The organism is Roseateles sp. YR242, from assembly GCF_900109745.1.
Taxonomy (GTDB): Bacteria; Pseudomonadota; Gammaproteobacteria; order Burkholderiales; family Burkholderiaceae_C; genus Roseateles.
The window spans coordinates 276,373-291,544 of the sequence record NZ_FOAV01000006.1; the positions used below are offsets into that span (position 1 = coordinate 276,373).

The 15,172-nt window shown below is 68.0% G+C and carries 10 protein-coding genes; 9 read left to right on the plus strand and 1 reads right to left on the minus strand.

The annotated features are described in order from the left end of the window. Nucleotides 1-23 precede the first annotated feature (23 nt). The 7 genes from BMY53_RS14180 (at nucleotide 24) to BMY53_RS14210 (ending at nucleotide 8,575) form a co-directional block, all read left to right on the plus strand. Entirely contained in the window at nucleotides 24-2,090 is a 2,067-nt protein-coding gene (locus BMY53_RS14180) for a rubber dioxygenase RoxA (RefSeq protein WP_218151234.1), read from the plus strand. Continuing rightward, on the plus strand, nucleotides 2,090-2,845 hold the full coding sequence (locus BMY53_RS14185) for a tetratricopeptide repeat protein (RefSeq protein WP_092947119.1): 756 nt from the start codon (nucleotides 2,090-2,092) through the stop codon (nucleotides 2,843-2,845). The genes BMY53_RS14180 and BMY53_RS14185 overlap by 1 nt, the downstream gene beginning before the upstream one ends. Further along, entirely contained in the window at nucleotides 2,842-4,305 is a 1,464-nt protein-coding gene (locus tag BMY53_RS14190; protein WP_255370197.1) for an aldehyde dehydrogenase family protein, read from the plus strand. The genes BMY53_RS14185 and BMY53_RS14190 overlap by 4 nt, the downstream gene beginning before the upstream one ends. Next, entirely contained in the window at nucleotides 4,302-5,465 is a 1,164-nt protein-coding gene (locus tag BMY53_RS14195; RefSeq protein ID WP_092947120.1) for an NAD(P)-dependent alcohol dehydrogenase, read from the plus strand. The genes BMY53_RS14190 and BMY53_RS14195 overlap by 4 nt, the downstream gene beginning before the upstream one ends. Nucleotides 5,466-5,490: 25 nt before the next feature. Beyond that, complete coding sequence (locus BMY53_RS14200) at nucleotides 5,491-5,943, plus strand: GXWXG domain-containing protein (protein WP_092947121.1); 453 nt, start codon at nucleotides 5,491-5,493, stop codon at nucleotides 5,941-5,943. A 68-nt stretch (nucleotides 5,944-6,011) separates the two neighbouring features. Beyond that, entirely contained in the window at nucleotides 6,012-7,313 is a 1,302-nt protein-coding gene (locus tag BMY53_RS14205; protein WP_092947122.1) for an acyl-CoA dehydrogenase family protein, read from the plus strand. A gap of 11 nt (nucleotides 7,314-7,324) precedes the next feature. After that, on the plus strand, nucleotides 7,325-8,575 hold the full coding sequence (locus BMY53_RS14210) for an acyl-CoA dehydrogenase family protein (protein WP_092947123.1): 1,251 nt from the start codon (nucleotides 7,325-7,327) through the stop codon (nucleotides 8,573-8,575). 64 nt (nucleotides 8,576-8,639) lie between these two features. Here the strand turns inward: BMY53_RS14210 and BMY53_RS14215 are convergent, their stop codons facing one another. Continuing rightward, nucleotides 8,640-11,537, minus strand: coding sequence for a LuxR C-terminal-related transcriptional regulator (locus BMY53_RS14215; protein WP_143074075.1), 2,898 nt, complete (start codon nucleotides 11,535-11,537; stop codon nucleotides 8,640-8,642). Between the two features lie 339 nt (nucleotides 11,538-11,876). Here BMY53_RS14215 and BMY53_RS14220 point away from each other — a divergent pair, with 339 nt between their 5' ends. Continuing rightward, the gene (locus BMY53_RS14220) at nucleotides 11,877-13,685 is read left to right on the plus strand and encodes a DUF1302 domain-containing protein (protein ID WP_177200879.1); all 1,809 of its coding nucleotides are present in this window, start codon (nucleotides 11,877-11,879) and stop codon (nucleotides 13,683-13,685) included. A gap of 35 nt (nucleotides 13,686-13,720) precedes the next feature. Beyond that, a complete protein-coding gene (locus BMY53_RS14225; protein WP_092947126.1) occupies nucleotides 13,721-15,145 on the plus strand; it encodes a DUF1329 domain-containing protein in 1,425 nt (474 codons plus the stop codon). The last annotated feature ends 27 nt before the right edge of the window (nucleotides 15,146-15,172 follow it).

The following is a 15,172-nucleotide window of genomic DNA, read 5'->3' on the forward strand; positions in this document are numbered from 1 at the left end:
AAGGCGAGACATGGAGACATCCGATGACTGCCCTGCGCCCGCATTCCCCTGCGTTGGCCGCGCCGGTCGCGCGCCCCGCGCTGACCGCCGCTGTCACGGCCGCCCTCAGCACCCTGTGTGGCGTGCTACCCACCACCACCCGCGCCCAGGAACTGCCCCTGCTGGACCAGCAGACCATACGGGCGCCCTGGACCGCAGCCTGTGAGGGGAAACCCGACAGCACCCTGCTGCCGGTGGACCCCCGCAAGCTGGTCACGCCCGGGGTGAACACCAACACGGCAGCCGCCGTGCAGTTCAATGCCTTCTATGTGGACCTGCACAACCCGCCGGACCCCTGGGTCTCCAAGCTGCCTCCACGCGTGAAAACCTGCGGCGAATTCCGCGCCAGCGTGGCGCGCGGCCAGGCCAACATCCGGGGCAAGCAGTATTTCCAGCCCTTCTCCAGTGCGCTGGGCTATTACAACCTGCACCTGACCTGGGGCTACCTGCTGCGCCCATCGGATTTCGACGAGCAGGTGCAAAAGCGTTATGGCGCCTTCGAAGCGCCGTGGAGCAACCCCTACCCACTGCCCGGTGAGAACCCCAACACCACCAACGGCGGCAGCGGCAAGCTGCCCATCGGCTTCATGCAGGACAAGGGGCCGGACGGCCGCTGGAATGGCGCCATCGGCTCGACCTGCTCGGCCTGCCACGACTCGCGCCTGGGCACCAAGACCGAAGCCGCCTTCCTGCATGGTCGCTCCAACGACGCCAACGACGCGGGCCTGACCCAGTCGGACATCTTCCGCGCCAACGTCATCACGATCCCGCTGCAGCTGGCGCCATTGCCCTGGAGTGTCGGCCGCGGCACCACCGATGCCATCGGCATCCTGGACGCATTGCCGGCGATCTGGGACATGGACTCGCTGCTGCTGGCGCCCAGCCTGCTGGAATGGTTCCCCTCGCATGCCGCCGGCATGTCCAAGGCCCCGAACTGGTGGCACCGCGCATGGAAGACACGCCAGTTCTGGGACGGCGCGCTGACCTCGGACAACGTGCGCTCGGAGATGGCCTTCGGCGTGGCCAACCTGACGCGCAGTGCCGCCGAACGCCGTGCACTGGCGCCCGAGTTCGAGGACAACAACAACTTCTTCATGTCGCTGTCACCGCCCACCTACCCGGGCACCATCAACACCACGCTGGCCGAACAGGGCGCGGTGATCTTCCATACCCGAGACCTCTGGGCCAACGGCGCCAATGCCGCCATTCCCAAGCAGCCCGGCAATGGCTCCTGTGCCAGCTGCCACGGCGTTTACGCGCCTCGCTACGCGGCCAACACGGCCTTCCTGCCGGACCCGCGCCTGAAGGGTGTGGCCGGCGTCATCACCCCGATGGCCACCATCAACACCGACCCGCAACGGGTGGGCCTCATGGCCGACGAACGCAAGCGCCGCGCCTGGAACAGCAGCTGGTGGGCCTACAACGAGCTCAGCAAGGACTGGACGGCCTATTACGACGACCTGGTGACCAGTGCCCTGCGTCGGGTGCCGCGCTCGGTCTATGACCAGGGCGGGGCCGTCTACTCGCCGGTGGGCCCCAATGAATGGATCAAGCCGTTTGGCTATGTGGCGCCGCCGCTGTATGGCGCCTGGGGCTCGGCGCCCTACTTCCACAACGGCTCGGTGCCGGACATCTGGAGCGTGCTCAAGCCCACCGACCGGCCCAAGATCTGGAAGCGCTACACCACGCCGGCCGGCATCTACGGCAAGAACGAAGGCTACGACCACAGCTATGCCTCCTACGACTTCAGCAAGCTGGGCTGGCGCTACAACTCGGTGGCCTGCAGCGACAACGTGCTGAGCAACCCCTTCCTGCCCTGCTCACCCGGCATGGCCACCGCCGACATCGTCTTTGCCTCCATTGCGAATGTGGTGGCCTCGCAGAACTCGCTGGCCTACCAGTCACCGCCGCCAGTGACCGACAAGCAGATCAAGTCGCGCATGCACTTCAACACCTACCTGTATGGCCAGAGCAATGGCGGCCATGATTTCACCCAGTCGCTGACGGACCAGGAGCGTTGGGCCCTCCTGGAATACCTGAAGACGCTGTGATGAATACCCCCCTCAGCACACGTCAGGACCCGCCGCACCGGCTGCGGTGGTCCCGCCTGGCCGGCGTCGCTTTCGGCGCGGTGGCCATGGTGGGCATCGGCAGCGCGCTGGCATTGCGGCACCCGGACCTGGCCCCCAACGACCCAACCGTGACCGTGGGCCAGGCCGGCACCGCTCCACTCGGTACCGCCCCTCCCGGCACACCACAACTCGGCACACCACCACTCAGCGCCGCACCACCCCAGGCCGAACCACCCCGCACGCAGGCGTCAAGCGCGGCGGGCCCAGGGCCCGATGCGGCCGCGATGGTCGCCAAGCTTGAACAGCGCCTGCGGCAGCAGCCGCAGGACCGCGAGGGCTGGGTGATGCTGGCCCGCGCCTACGGCGTGATGGGCCGGGACCAGGACGTGGTGGATATCTACCGCCGCCTCGTGGCCCTGAGCCCGTCGGACAACGCCTCCCGCGCCCAGGCGCATGCCGACCTGGGCCGCGCCATCGGCAAGGCCAACGGCCGCAAGCTCACCCCGGAGGCCGACCGCGAGCTGCACAAGGCGCTGGAACTCGACCCCGGTAACGTGATGGCCCATGCGCTGCTGGGCCGTACCGACCTGGAACGGGGTGACGCGGCGGGCGCCAAACGTCACTGGCAGAAGGCCCTCGAGGGCGTAGACAGCGGTCATCCATTTGCGCAGCAGCTTCGCCAATCCATCGAGCTGGCGGACAACATGGCCAACAAGAAAGCAGCAACACCATGACGGTTTCCATCCACGAGCCCACCGCCACCAAAGCACTGCATCTGATGACCATTGGTGGGCGAACCGTCAGCTCCCCGGCGTTGCTGGCCCTCCATGACCCGGCCACGGGCGAGGTGTTCGGCCACGCACCGGATGCGGCCGCGGAGCAATTGGACGCCGCCGTCGCTGCGGCCCGGCAGGCCCAACCTGAATGGGCCGCCACGCCGATCCACAACCGCCGCGAGGCATTGGGCGCCATCGCCGGCACCCTCATGGCCCATCAGGACCAACTGGCCGCCCTGCTCACCCGGGAACAGGGAAAGCCGCTGGCGCGGGCGGTGGAAGAGGTGCAGCTCAGCGCCTACTGGTGTGCCGAAACCGCCAAGCTGGACCTGCCGGACCAGACGCTGGTGGATGACGGCACCACGCTCGCCACCTTGCAGCATCTGCCCCTGGGCGTGGTGGGGGCCATCGTGCCCTGGAACTTCCCGCTGGCCATGGCCATCTTCAAGGTAGCGCCGGCCCTGCTGGCGGGCAACACGGTGGTGCTCAAACCGTCCCCCTACACCCCGCTGATCATGCTGCGGGTGGGCGAGCTGCTGCGCGGCGTGCTGCCGGACGGGGTGCTCAACGTCATCAGTGGCGGCCATGCCCTCGGGCCGTGGATGACCGAACACACCGACATCAACAAGATCAGCTTCACCGGCGCCACCGCCACCGGGCGCCAGGTGATGGCCAATGCGGCGCCCACGCTCAAACGGCTGACGCTGGAGCTGGGCGGCAACGACGCCGCCATCGTGCTGGACGACGTCGACGTGGAGACCATCGCACCGCAGCTCTTCTGGGGCGCCTTTGCCAACAGCGGCCAGTTCTGCCTGGCCATCAAGCGGCTTTATATCCACGAGAAGGTCTACCCGCGGCTCGCCCAGGCCCTGGTGCAACTGGCCCAACAAACCCTCGTGGGCCCCGGCAACGGCGATGGCGTGCTGCTGGGCCCCATCCAGAACCGGGCCCAGCACGACCGGCTGCGCATCATGCTCAACGACAGCCGCGCTCGCGGCCACCGCTTCCTGTGCGGCGGTGTGTTGCCTGCGGGGCCGGGATATTTCTTCCCGGTCACGCTGGTGGACAACCCGCCGGAGGACAGTTCGGTGGTGCAGCGCGAGGCCTTCGGACCCCTGCTGCCGCTGCTGAAGTTCTCCGATGTGGACGATGCGGTGCGGCGTGCCAATGCCTCGCCCTTCGGCCTGAGTGCCTCGGTGTGGAGCGCCGACACCGCACGAGCGCTGGCGGTGGGCCGGCGGCTGGAGGCCGGCACGGTGTGGATCAACGAGATCCATACCCTCTCGCCCCACAAGCCGATGGCCGGCCACAAGCAGTCCGGCCTGGGGGTGGAGTTCGGGGTGGAGGGCCTGCGCGAGTTCACGCAGCCGCGCGTGATTTCGATGCGGCGCCCCACCAGCGTCCCCGCCGCCCCATGAGGATTCGCGCCGCGATCGCGCGACGGGGCGACACCCGCTTCTCCATCGAGGACTGCATCCTCGCGGCCGAGCCGCAACGGCGCGAGGTGCGGCTGCGCTTGCTGGCCTGCGGCATCTGCCACACCGATCTGGCCGCACGCGACCAGCACCTGCGCACGCCCCTGCCCGCCGTGCTGGGGCACGAGGGCGTGGGCGTCATCGAGGCCATCGGCTCGGAGGTCACGGGCCTGGCTATCGGCCAGCGCGTGCTGGCCAGCTTTGGGGCCTGTGGCGAGTGCCCCAGCTGCACCAGCCACGCACCGGCGTACTGCCGTCATCTGGCGACCTTCTGCCTGCTGGGTCAGCGGTTGGACGGAAGCTCGCCGATCGGTCAGTTAACGGGACATTTCTTCGGCCAGTCCAGCTTCGCCACGCATGCCATCGTGGCCAGCACGAATCTGGTGCCATTGGCGGAAGACCTGCCGCCGGCATTGATGGCGCCGCTGGCTTGCGGATTTCTCACCGGCATGAGTGCCATGGCACAAGTGCTGGCGGTCGGGCCCGGCCATGCCGTGTCCGTCTCCGGTTGTGGTGGCGTCGGCCTTGCCGCTGTGATGGCGGCGCGCATCATGGGCTGTGAACGCATCCTGGCCATCGACCTCCAGCCGCAGCGCTTGCAACTGGCGATGGAACTGGGTGCGACCGCCACCGCGTTGGCCGATGAACAGGGCATCGCAGCGGCACACCCCATCGTCGCAGGCTGGGAAGGGCTGACCCATGCGCTGGACACCACCGGGGCGCCGGCCGTCATCGAGGCCACTTTTCAGCGCCTGCTGCGGCCCAGGGGTCGCATGGTTTGTGCCGGCGTGGCCCGCCCAGACGCCACGCTCACGCTCAACCACAATGCCCTGATGCTGAGCGGCAAGACGCTGCGCGGCACGATAGAAGGCGATGCCGATCCGGTCCAGTTCGTTCCCCGCATGATCGATTGGTACCGGGACGGCTTGCTGCCGCTGGAGCGGCTGGTGCGCACCTATCCGTTCGAGGCGATCAACGACGCCGTGGCCGACATGAGCGCCGGCCGGGTGATCAAGCCCGTGCTGGTGTTCGACCCTTCCGACCCTTCCAACGCACCAGTCAAGTCAGCGCCATCCAACGCCACCGTTGTTGACGGCCCTTGAGCATCCACGCACAGGAGAAGCAACCATGAGCACGGAACTGGATCAGGTGCTGAAGCGCAGCACCCAGGAACGCATCGGACTGACGGAGCTGGACGGCTGGTTTGCCAGCCTGCCCGCCGTGGAGGCCGATTTCATGCTGGGACGCTGGCGCGGCGGCGTGTTCAACACCGGCCACCCCGGCGAGCCCTTGCTCGGCCAGTTGCGCTGGGTGGGGAAGAATTTCAACAGCACGGAGGCAGTCGACCCCATCGTCTGCGAGGACGCGCAAGGGCAGCGCGTCGTCAACCCCGTGATGGGTTCGGCACGGTTGCGCATGGTGGTGCCACCGGGTGCCACCGGGCCTACCGCGTCAATGGTGTATGACGTGCACCCCATCATCGACCACTTCAAGCGCCTGGATAACGACAGCGTGCTGGGCGTGATGGACAGGCGCGGGGACAGCAGCCCCTTGTACTTCTGGCTGCGGCGCCTGCCCTGAGCCGGTGGCAGGCTTCGTCGCAACAGACGATGACAGCAGCGAGGCGAAGCGCGGATACTCGATTCACCATGATCCTGACCCACGAGGACGCGGCCTTCCGCGACGAAGTACGGGCTTTCCTGGATGAGGCGCTGACGCCGGACCTGCGCGCAGCGGGCCGGCGCTGCTCCGGGATTTTCAGCGACTATCCCGATGGCATTCGCTGGCATCGGCGCCTGGCCGAACGTGGCTGGAGCGTGCCGCACTGGCCGGTGGCGCATGGGGGAACGGGTTGGTCCCCACTGCGTCACTACCTGTTCGCCAGCGAGCTGGCCGCGGCCGACGCACCGCCGCTGGCGCCCATGGGCACGCACATGGTGGGGCCCGTCATCATCGCCTTCGGTACGCCCGAGCAGCAGCGCCGCTGGCTGCCGGGTATCCGCAGCGGCAGTGACTACTGGGCCCAGGGTTATTCCGAACCGCAGGCCGGATCCGACCTGGCCTCACTCCAGTGCAAGGCGGTTCGTCTGGCCGGTGTGAAGGGCAACGGTGATGGCAGTGGTGAAGGCAGTGCTGAAGGCGATGTCTACGTGGTCAACGGCAGCAAGATCTGGAACACCCACGCCCACCATGCCAACCGCATGTTCCTGCTGGTGCGCACCGCCGGTGGCGGGCGCCCGCAGGCCGGCATCAGCTTCCTGTGCCTGGATCTGCAGCAGCCGGGCGTCACGGTACGGCCGATCCGCAGCATTTCAGGCGATCACGAACTCAACCAGGTCTTCTTTGATGACGTGCGGGTTCCCGTCTCCGGCCTGATCGGCGAGGAGAACCAGGGTTGGGCCATTGCCAAGTTCCTGCTTCAGCATGAACGTGGCAGCGCCTGGGCACCGTTGCTGCGCGCACGGCTGCAGCGGTTGAAGCGGGCGCTGGGCGACGCCTTCGCAGCCAGCGCGGCACCCAGCCCGGAGCGGGAGGAATTGCGCACCCGGCTGGCCGACCTCGCCTGCCAGGTCGACGCCGTGCAGGCCATGGAGCTGCGAGCGCTTGCGGCGCAGCAGCGCGGTGAACCGGCAGGTGTGCGGCCCTCCATCGGCAAGCTGCTGGGCTCTGAAACACGACAGCGCATCACCGAGCTGGGGCTGGATATCGCGGCCCATTACGGTCAGGTGAAGCTGCCCATGGAGGAGGCAGATGCAGGGGTAGATGCAGGGGTAGAGGCCGGTGCGGATGAGGCGATGCATGGGGAGGCGCTCGCCAGGGTACTGGGCGTCCCTGAGGCTTCAGTGTTTGCCATGTCCGCCTACCTCAACGACCGCGCCGCTTCCATCTATGCCGGCACCAACGAGGTCCAGCGCAACATCGTCGCGGCCCATCTGCTGGCCGGCCATTGAAGGAAACGGGCATGACGGACACCTTCGGCACCGCTGCCGCCCCCACCGCCCCCAGCGCCAGCGCCTTTGCCCTGGACGAGACCCAGGCCATGCTGCGCGACAGCCTGTCGCGGTTCCTGAGTGATCATTTCGATATCGAGACGCGTGCGAAGCTGCTGGCCAAGGCCCATCACGAGCCCCCGCTGTGGCGCGCCTTCTCGCAACAGCTGGGCCTGCTGGGTGCGGGCTTCTCCGAATCGCAGGGGGGTTATGGTGGCGACCTGCGGGACCAGTTGATCGTGCTGGAGACCTTGGGGCGCCATCTCGCCGCCGAACCCTATCTCGGCAGCGTGGTGCTGGCAGGCCGTGTCCTGGAACAGGCGGACGGGCCCCTGGCCCGAGACCTGCTGGGCCGGTTGATCGAGGGTGATGCGCTGCCGGTGGTCGCACTGACCGAGCCCGATTCGCGGCATGCATGGGACGAGGTTCGCAGCACGCTGCATGCCGACGGGCCGGACCGCTGGCGGCTGAATGGCCGCAAGGCCGTGGTGCACGGCGCCCCCTGGGCCAGCGACGTGCTGGTACTGGCCAGGTCCACAACGGGCGGAGCCAGCGGTGCGAGCGCAGGCCCGGGTGGCCATCGGCTCTCACTGGTGGCCGTGCCCATGGACGCTGCGGGGCTGACGCGCCGCGACTACCAGACCGTGGACGGGGCCTGGGCCTCCGAACTGGCACTGGAGAACGTGGAGGTTTGGACCGAACAGCTCCTGGGTCGGCCCGGCGATGCCGATGCCCTGCTGGCGCCGGCCGTGGACGCCGCCACACTGGGCTTATGTGCGGAAGCTTGCGGGTTACTCTCCCGCCTGCTCGCCGACAGCGTGGACTACGCCCGCGACCGGCGTCAGTTCGGTCAACCGATTGCCGGGTTCCAGGTCATCCAGCACCGGCTGGCGGACATGTACATCGCGCTGGAGCAGTTGCGGGCGGTGACGGCCTGGGCTGCTGATGAGATTGCCGACACCACCCATGTCTCCGGCCGCGCCAACCTCGCCATCGGCGCAGCACCCGCGGCAGTGCGGGAGCGGGCGGTCAGCGCGGCCAAGGTCTGTGCCGCACGCGCCTGCCGGCTCATTGGCCAGGGCGCCGTGCAGATCCACGGCGGCATGGGCATGACGGAAGAGCTGGCCGTGGGCCACTTCTTCCGGCGGGCCACGCTGCTGGAGCAGCGCTTCGGCTCGGTGGGACACCACTTGCGACGGTATGCCGCGCTGATGGCGGACTGATCACCAAGCGCAAGCTGTTCACTTCCGAGCATCGCGGTTCATCGCGGGCATCGGAAGTGGTTTCTTAGCGGATCACCGCCAGACGCCGTGCGGCTGCCAGCGCTTGCCCCCGGCTGTGCACCCCCAATTTCAGGTTGATGCTGCGCAGATGCGTACGCACCGTACTGTCGGAGACCTGCAGCTTCTCGGCCATCGCGCCGTTGGAGTAGCCGTCCGCCAGCAGCTGCAGCACCCGCAGCTCCTGTGCGGTCAGGCCATGCGCCTGCGGCGGTTCGGGCTCCAGCCCAGCCGGCCGGGCGGGTTCGGTGGCGGCCATGGCGGCGACCAGCCTGCGCACATGGTCTGCCTGCGTGGGGTCCGCACGGCTGTCCAGCGCCTGGTCTGACTGCAAGCGCTGCAGCAGCGCCAACGGCAGTGCGCCCTCGTCGAGTACCAGCCGCCAGTAGCCCTCCCCCGCCAGACTCGCCATCAGGGGTCGGCATTCGGCCAGCGCAGCCGCCCAGTCGCCGCCCCGTTGCAGCGCCACGGCCAGCAGCAGTCGCAGTTTCAGGGCACGGCGCCCGCTGCCGGCGCTCAGGGCGTGGTCCAGTTCCCGGCGCAGGAGCGCCGGCAGCTCTGTGGCCCCCTCGTCAAAAGCGAGCCGCCAGCGCGCACGCGCAATCACCATGTCCTCATGCTGATGCGCCGACAGCCGCAGACCAGCCACGCGCTCCCACACACCGGGCAGTGCGGCCCGGTCGATCGCATCGCGGGCCGGCGCCGCCTGGCCTTGCTGGACGCGCAACCAGGCCGACTCCAGCCGGGCCGCCGCCACGACCCGGGGCAACTGACGATGAAGGCCCAGGTATTCCAGTTCCTGGAGCTGGGCCATCGCACCATCCACATCGCCATGGGCATGGGAGATGCGGGCGGACAGGCCCAGTGTGAGGATCATGTGATCCGGCAGCGCCAAGTCCCGAACCAGCGGCTGACAGGCCTGCAGCAGCGCCTGGGCCTCCGCCAGCTGACCGGATTCGTAGACGGTGGCGGCGTACAGCACGCCGGCCCACACATTGCCGTGGGCATGGTTGTAGCGCCGATGGGCGGGCAAACCGCCGCGTCCACCCGTGGACGCCAGGCGCAAGCGTGCGCCGGCCTCGCGCAACCGCCCTTCATGGAAATCGATCAGGCCTTCGGCCGCTTCGGTGTAGGCCTGCGTGAAGGCGTGGGTAGAGGCGTGGGTAGATGCGTGAGTGGCGGCTTGAGTGGAGGCGTGAATGGAGGCATGGGTGGCGGGACTGACAAGTGATGCGGCGTCGCCGTTGTCGGTGAGCAGGCCCCGTGCCCGATCCAGCAACCATTGGGGACGGGTACCCGCAGGGCCCGCCACTGACCAGACATGCGCCATGGCATTGCTGTGCACGGCGGCGGCAAAGGCGGACACAGGGGTGGTGCGGTCTCGACCGGCCGGCGCCGGTGCGTCAGCCGGGCTGAGCACGTCGGGCCAGGGTAACGCGGCGGCCTCTTCGTAACGATCCAGCATGGCCAGCAGCAGCGGCCGCAGAGCGGCGAGATGCGCCTGCTCCCAGGCATCTGCCGGCTCGTGCAGCCGGGCCCAGGCGATCCGCGGGCCGCGGTCAAACGCCTCGGCCCACAACGCCGCCACCCGCAATGCCGATGTCGACGCCACAACGGCGGCGGGCATGCGCGACAGGCATCGGGACAGCCAGCGCATCCGCCCCTGCTCGATGAAGCTCTCTGCATGGCGGCTCAACAGCGCCGCCGCATGCGGCACATCTCCGCCTGCGAGGGCATGGTCCACCGCAGCGTCGATACGGCCCCGCTGTTCATACCAGCCGCTGGCGATGAGATGCAGGCGCAGGGCGAGGTCGGGTTGGGTGCGCATCAGGCGGTCGCGCAGGACGTCGGCAAACAAGGCGTGCATCCGCCAGACCGGCGGCGCAGCGTCGGCGCCCTCGCCCACTCCCGCAGCCGCGCCCGAAGGCGGCAGCGCCGCCGCCATCGACACTGCGGAAACGGGCGCAGACCCGAGCGCAAGCCCTGGGTTCGCCGTCACCAGGAACATGTCCGCGGCCAGCCGCTGCAGGATGCGGCTGGCGTCACAGCCTGGCAGCAGCAGCTCGCACAAGGCGGGCTCGATCCACCGCAATACGCTGGCGCGCAGCAGCAGTTGCTGCGCCTCATAACTGAGCTGGTCGAGCACCGCCTCGCGGAGATAGGCCGCCAGCGCCTGGTCGGACGCGCAGAGCTGGCGCATGAAGTCGTTGCCGGCCGGCAGGCGCTGCAGGACCGAAGCGGCCATGGCCAGGCCCGCCGGCCAGCCCTCGGTCTTGCGGTGCAGTTGGGCCACGCCATCGGGCGGCAGCTCGATCAGGGGTTGGGCGGCCAGGTAATCCCGGGTTTCGTCCTCGCTGAAACGCAGGGCGTCCAGTTCCAGCTCCAGCAGTTCCCCCCGTGCGCGCAAGCGACCCAGACCCAGTTCGGGGCTCCCGCGCCCCGCCAGCACGAGTTGTGCCTCCGGCGGCAGCCGCGCCATCAGTTCCCTCAGCAAGGCTTGCACCCCAGGCTCGCGCAGATGCTCAACATCATCCATCAGCAGCGCCAGCGGGGCATCACAGCGCTCGATGGCCTGCAGCAGCGCATCCGGCGTGCAGGCATGGGGCTCGGCCGCGTGGCTGCCGCGTCTTGCCACCGTCTGCACGCCGGCAGCCTCATCCAGCGCATCATCCAGCGCGCCGCGCAGCCGGGCGATGAAGCGGCTCACGTCGTTGTCCGCCGGCTCCAGCTGCAACAGCACGCAGGCGGCCGACTCCGCCATCCAGGCCTGCCGCAGTTGCCCCAGCAAGGTGCTCTTGCCAAAGCCGGCCGGCGCCCGCAAGAGCACCAGGCGTGCGCCATGGCGCTGGCGGATGCGTGCCAGCAGCCGCGGCCGGGGGAGCAGGAGATCGGAGGGCGATGGCATGGACCGGATTCTCAAAACTGCCGCCCGGGGGCAAAACGTCCGAACCGACGAATCACCGCACCATGCGTGCGGCCAATTCGTCGGAACTGACGATGGGAGGCCGGCGGGACGCTCCCTACATTGGTCTGCAGCGGTTCCGCACCCTGGCCTTCCCGCCAGTGGTCCGGCCAGAAGCCGCATGCCCTGCGGGTGCCGGGCATCCCATAAGAGGAGACAGACAAGATGCTCACCACCACATTGGTGCGCGTGCCCAGGGCCGGGCGCGTGGGTCCAGACTTTCGGCCAGTCAAGGGGGCCGCGCCGTCTGCGCGGTCCCCGCGCTGCCCAGCTGCACCGCTGTTGGCCACGCTGGCGGCGTCGCTGCTGGCCGCCATGCCCGCTGCACACGCCGGTACCTGGGACCTGGGCGGCGGGGTCGAAGCGGTGTGGTCGCTCAGTGCCTCCGTCACCGGCGGTTGGCGCATGACGGATCCGGACCCGAACCTGATCGGTCCGGGCGACGGGGGCCAGGCTTCCGCCGGCACCCATTCGCACGACAAGAACTTCCAGAAGGGCGACAACATCAGCAAGCTCGCCCGCATCGTGGGCGACATCAACCTGCGCAAGGGCCAGTCCGGGTTGGTCCTGCGAGCGAAGGCCTGGGACAACTTCCTCTATGCCAACGACCGCCAACCCTTCGGCGCGCCGAGCAATGACTATCACCCCAACACCCGGCTGAGCGACCGCGAGTTCGACACCCGGCTGTCGAAGTTCAAGGGCGTCGAGCTGTTTGATGCCTATGGCTATACGGCCTTCGACATCGGTGAATCCAGCCAGTTGACCGTGCGGCTGGGCCAGCACATCGTCAACTTCGGCGAAAGCCTGTTCGTGCCGGGCGTCAACCAATACCAGGCCCTGGATGTGACCGCCTTGCGCCAGCCGGGGACGCAACTCAAGGAGGCCCTGCTGCCGGTCCCGCAGCTCTCGGCCAACCTGGGGTTGGGCAATGGGTTCTCGGTGGAGGCCTTCTATCAATTCCGCTGGCGACGCACCGCCATCGACGGCTGCGGCACCTACTGGTCGCCCGCCAATGCGTTGAACTGCGTGAACGGCTCCATTCTGGTGGGCGGTGACGGCACCTCCGAGGAGAACTGGAACGGCTACCCGCATGCGGCCTTCGGCGGGCTGGTGGCCAACTACCAGTTCTCCCGGCTGGTGGACAAGGAGCCCGCCAACAGCGGCCAGTTCGGCCTGGCCGTCAAGAAGATGGTGGAACCCTGGGACACCGAGTTCGGCCTGTACTACGTGAACTACACGGCCAAGGTGCCCAACCTCTCGGCCATCCGCCGCGTGGCGGGGCTGGAGGATTCCATCCAGCATCCGGCTGGGAGCGTCTACGCGCTCAATCCGCTGACACGTGATGCCTCCATTTATTGGGACTATTCCGCCAACAACATCAAGGTGGCCGGGCTCACCGCCACCACGGTGCTGGGCGGCTGGTCGGTGGGGGCCGAACTGACGCACACGCGCGACTTCCCGGTGCAGATCAATTCCGTGGACGCGTTTTACGCATTGGCTGCCGGCATCGGCCCCATGGCCACGATCTGGGGGCCAGGGCCCCGCACCATGATCGGCTACGAGCGAAAAAACAAGACCCAGCTGCAGGCCTCCGCCTTCCGCTTGCTGCCGGCCGTGCTGGGGGCGACTGGCGGCAGCGTGGTGGGCGAGATCGCCTTCCAGCGCTGGAGCGGTATCGGGGACCCGAGTACGGGCGTGCGCTACGGGCGTGGTTTCGAATACGGCGCCGCCGCCCACCAGGCGTATGGCGGTGCCTGCCTGGCAGCCGCCACCAACCTCAAGAACTGCACCACGGATGGCTACTTCACCAGCGACGCCGCCGGCGTGCGCCTGCTGGTGGAGCTGGAATACCCGCAGTGGATTCCCAATGCGGTGGTGAAGCCGCGCCTGTTCTATTCACGCGACTTCCAGGGCTGGTCCGCCGATGGCGTCTTCAGCAAGGGACGGCAGGCCGTCTCGCCAGGGGTCAAGTTCGACATCAACAAGCGCTACACGATCGACCTCAGCTACTCGCGCTTCAACCACAACGCCCATTTCGACAGCTTCCATGACCGCGACTTCCTCGCGCTGGTGGTGGCTGCCAATTTCTGAATGCGGGCCACGACAACAATTCCAGGAGACCTCCCATGGCAGCACACACCACCGCTGGTCGATGCGACCCACCCGGCGCCACGCCGGCAGGCTGGACCCGGGCTCGGGCCCGGGCCGGCCTGACGGGCGCACTGGCAGCCTTGACCGCCCTGGCCCTGCTCATCGTGACCGGAGCCGTGCAGGCCAGACCCACGGCGGAAGAGATCGAACGGCTGGGCAAGGACCTCACGCCGCTGGGCGCCGAGCGTGCCGGCAACAAGGATGGCAGCATCCCTGCGTGGGAGGGCGGCATCACCAAGCCGCCGGCCGGTTACGACGCCAGCAAAGGTCTGACCGACCCCTTCGCCGCCGACAAGCCGCTCTACACCGTCAATGCCGGCAATGCCGATCAGTACAAGGACAAACTGACCCCGGGCCAGTTGGCCCTTCTGAAGCGTTATCCCGGCTACACCCTGGCGGTCTACCCCACCCGACGTTCCGCAGCCTTTCCGGAAAGCATCTACGCAGCCGTGAAGGCGGAGGCCGGCAAGATCGAGACGGCCAATGACGGCAATTCGGTGGTGGGTGTCGTGGGCTCGACCGTGCCGTTCCCGGTGCCCAAGAGCGGTGTCGAAGCCATCTGGAACCATGCCTTCCGCTATCGCGGTGGCACCCTGGTGCGCAACACCACCGAGTTCCCGGTGCAGGCCAACGGCAGCTTCACGCCGGTGCGCCGCTATGAGGAAACGATCTTCGGCAACGGCCTGAAGGACGTGCCCAACGTGCTTTTCTACTTCCGCACCAACTACCTGGCGCCATCCAGCATTGCAGGCGAGGCGCTGCTGGCCCACGACTTCATCGACCAGGTGAAGCAACCACGTGCGGCCTGGGTCTACAACCCGGGCACCCGCCGCGTGCTGCGGGCGCCGCATGTGGCCTACGACACGCCCCGTACCGGCACCGACGGGCTCTCCACCGTGGACGACTACGACGCCTTCAACGGCTCGCCCGACCGCTTCGAATGGAAGCTGCTGGGCAAGCGCGAGCTGATTGTCAGCTACAACAACAGCCGCCTCACCGACAAGAAGCTCAAGTACAGCGACATCATCCAGGCCGCCACCATGAACCAGCAACTGGTGCGCTACGAGCTGCATCGGGTCTGGGTGGTGGAGGCCACGCTGCGCCCGGGCAAGAGCCATGTCTACGGCAAACGCGTCTACTACCTGGACGAGGACAGCTGGCAGATCGTCCACGGCGACCTCTACGACGGACGCGGTGAACTCTGGCGGGTGCTGGAGGTGCATGGTGCCCAGTTCTACGACGGGCCGGCCTATTTCATCGCCGGCACCGCCCAATATGACCTGCAGGCCCGGCGCTATGTCTCCAGCGGCCTGACCAATGAGGAAAAACCGATCCGCTTCAATGTGCCGATGAAGGTGGCCGACTTCAGCGCCGATGCCCTGCGGCGGTCGAGCAACTGACGCCGTCGGATGACGATGAACCGAGGG

What these genes read in the sequence shown, in the direction of transcription:
- BMY53_RS14180 (WP_218151234.1), top strand. Translation starts at nt 24, where the DNA reads ATGACTGCCCTGCGCCCGCATTCCCCTGCGTTGGCCGCGCCGGTCGCG.
- BMY53_RS14185 (WP_092947119.1), top strand. Translation starts at nt 2,090, where the DNA reads ATGAATACCCCCCTCAGCACACGTCAGGACCCGCCGCACCGGCTGCGG.
- BMY53_RS14190 (WP_255370197.1), top strand. Translation starts at nt 2,842, where the DNA reads ATGACGGTTTCCATCCACGAGCCCACCGCCACCAAAGCACTGCATCTG.
- BMY53_RS14195 (WP_092947120.1), top strand. Translation starts at nt 4,302, where the DNA reads ATGAGGATTCGCGCCGCGATCGCGCGACGGGGCGACACCCGCTTCTCC.
- BMY53_RS14200 (WP_092947121.1), top strand. Translation starts at nt 5,491, where the DNA reads ATGAGCACGGAACTGGATCAGGTGCTGAAGCGCAGCACCCAGGAACGC.
- BMY53_RS14205 (WP_092947122.1), top strand. Translation starts at nt 6,012, where the DNA reads ATGATCCTGACCCACGAGGACGCGGCCTTCCGCGACGAAGTACGGGCT.
- BMY53_RS14210 (WP_092947123.1), top strand. Translation starts at nt 7,325, where the DNA reads ATGACGGACACCTTCGGCACCGCTGCCGCCCCCACCGCCCCCAGCGCC.
- BMY53_RS14215 (WP_143074075.1), bottom strand. Translation starts at nt 11,537, where the DNA reads ATGCCATCGCCCTCCGATCTCCTGCTCCCCCGGCCGCGGCTGCTGGCA.
- BMY53_RS14225 (WP_092947126.1), top strand. Translation starts at nt 13,721, where the DNA reads ATGGCAGCACACACCACCGCTGGTCGATGCGACCCACCCGGCGCCACG.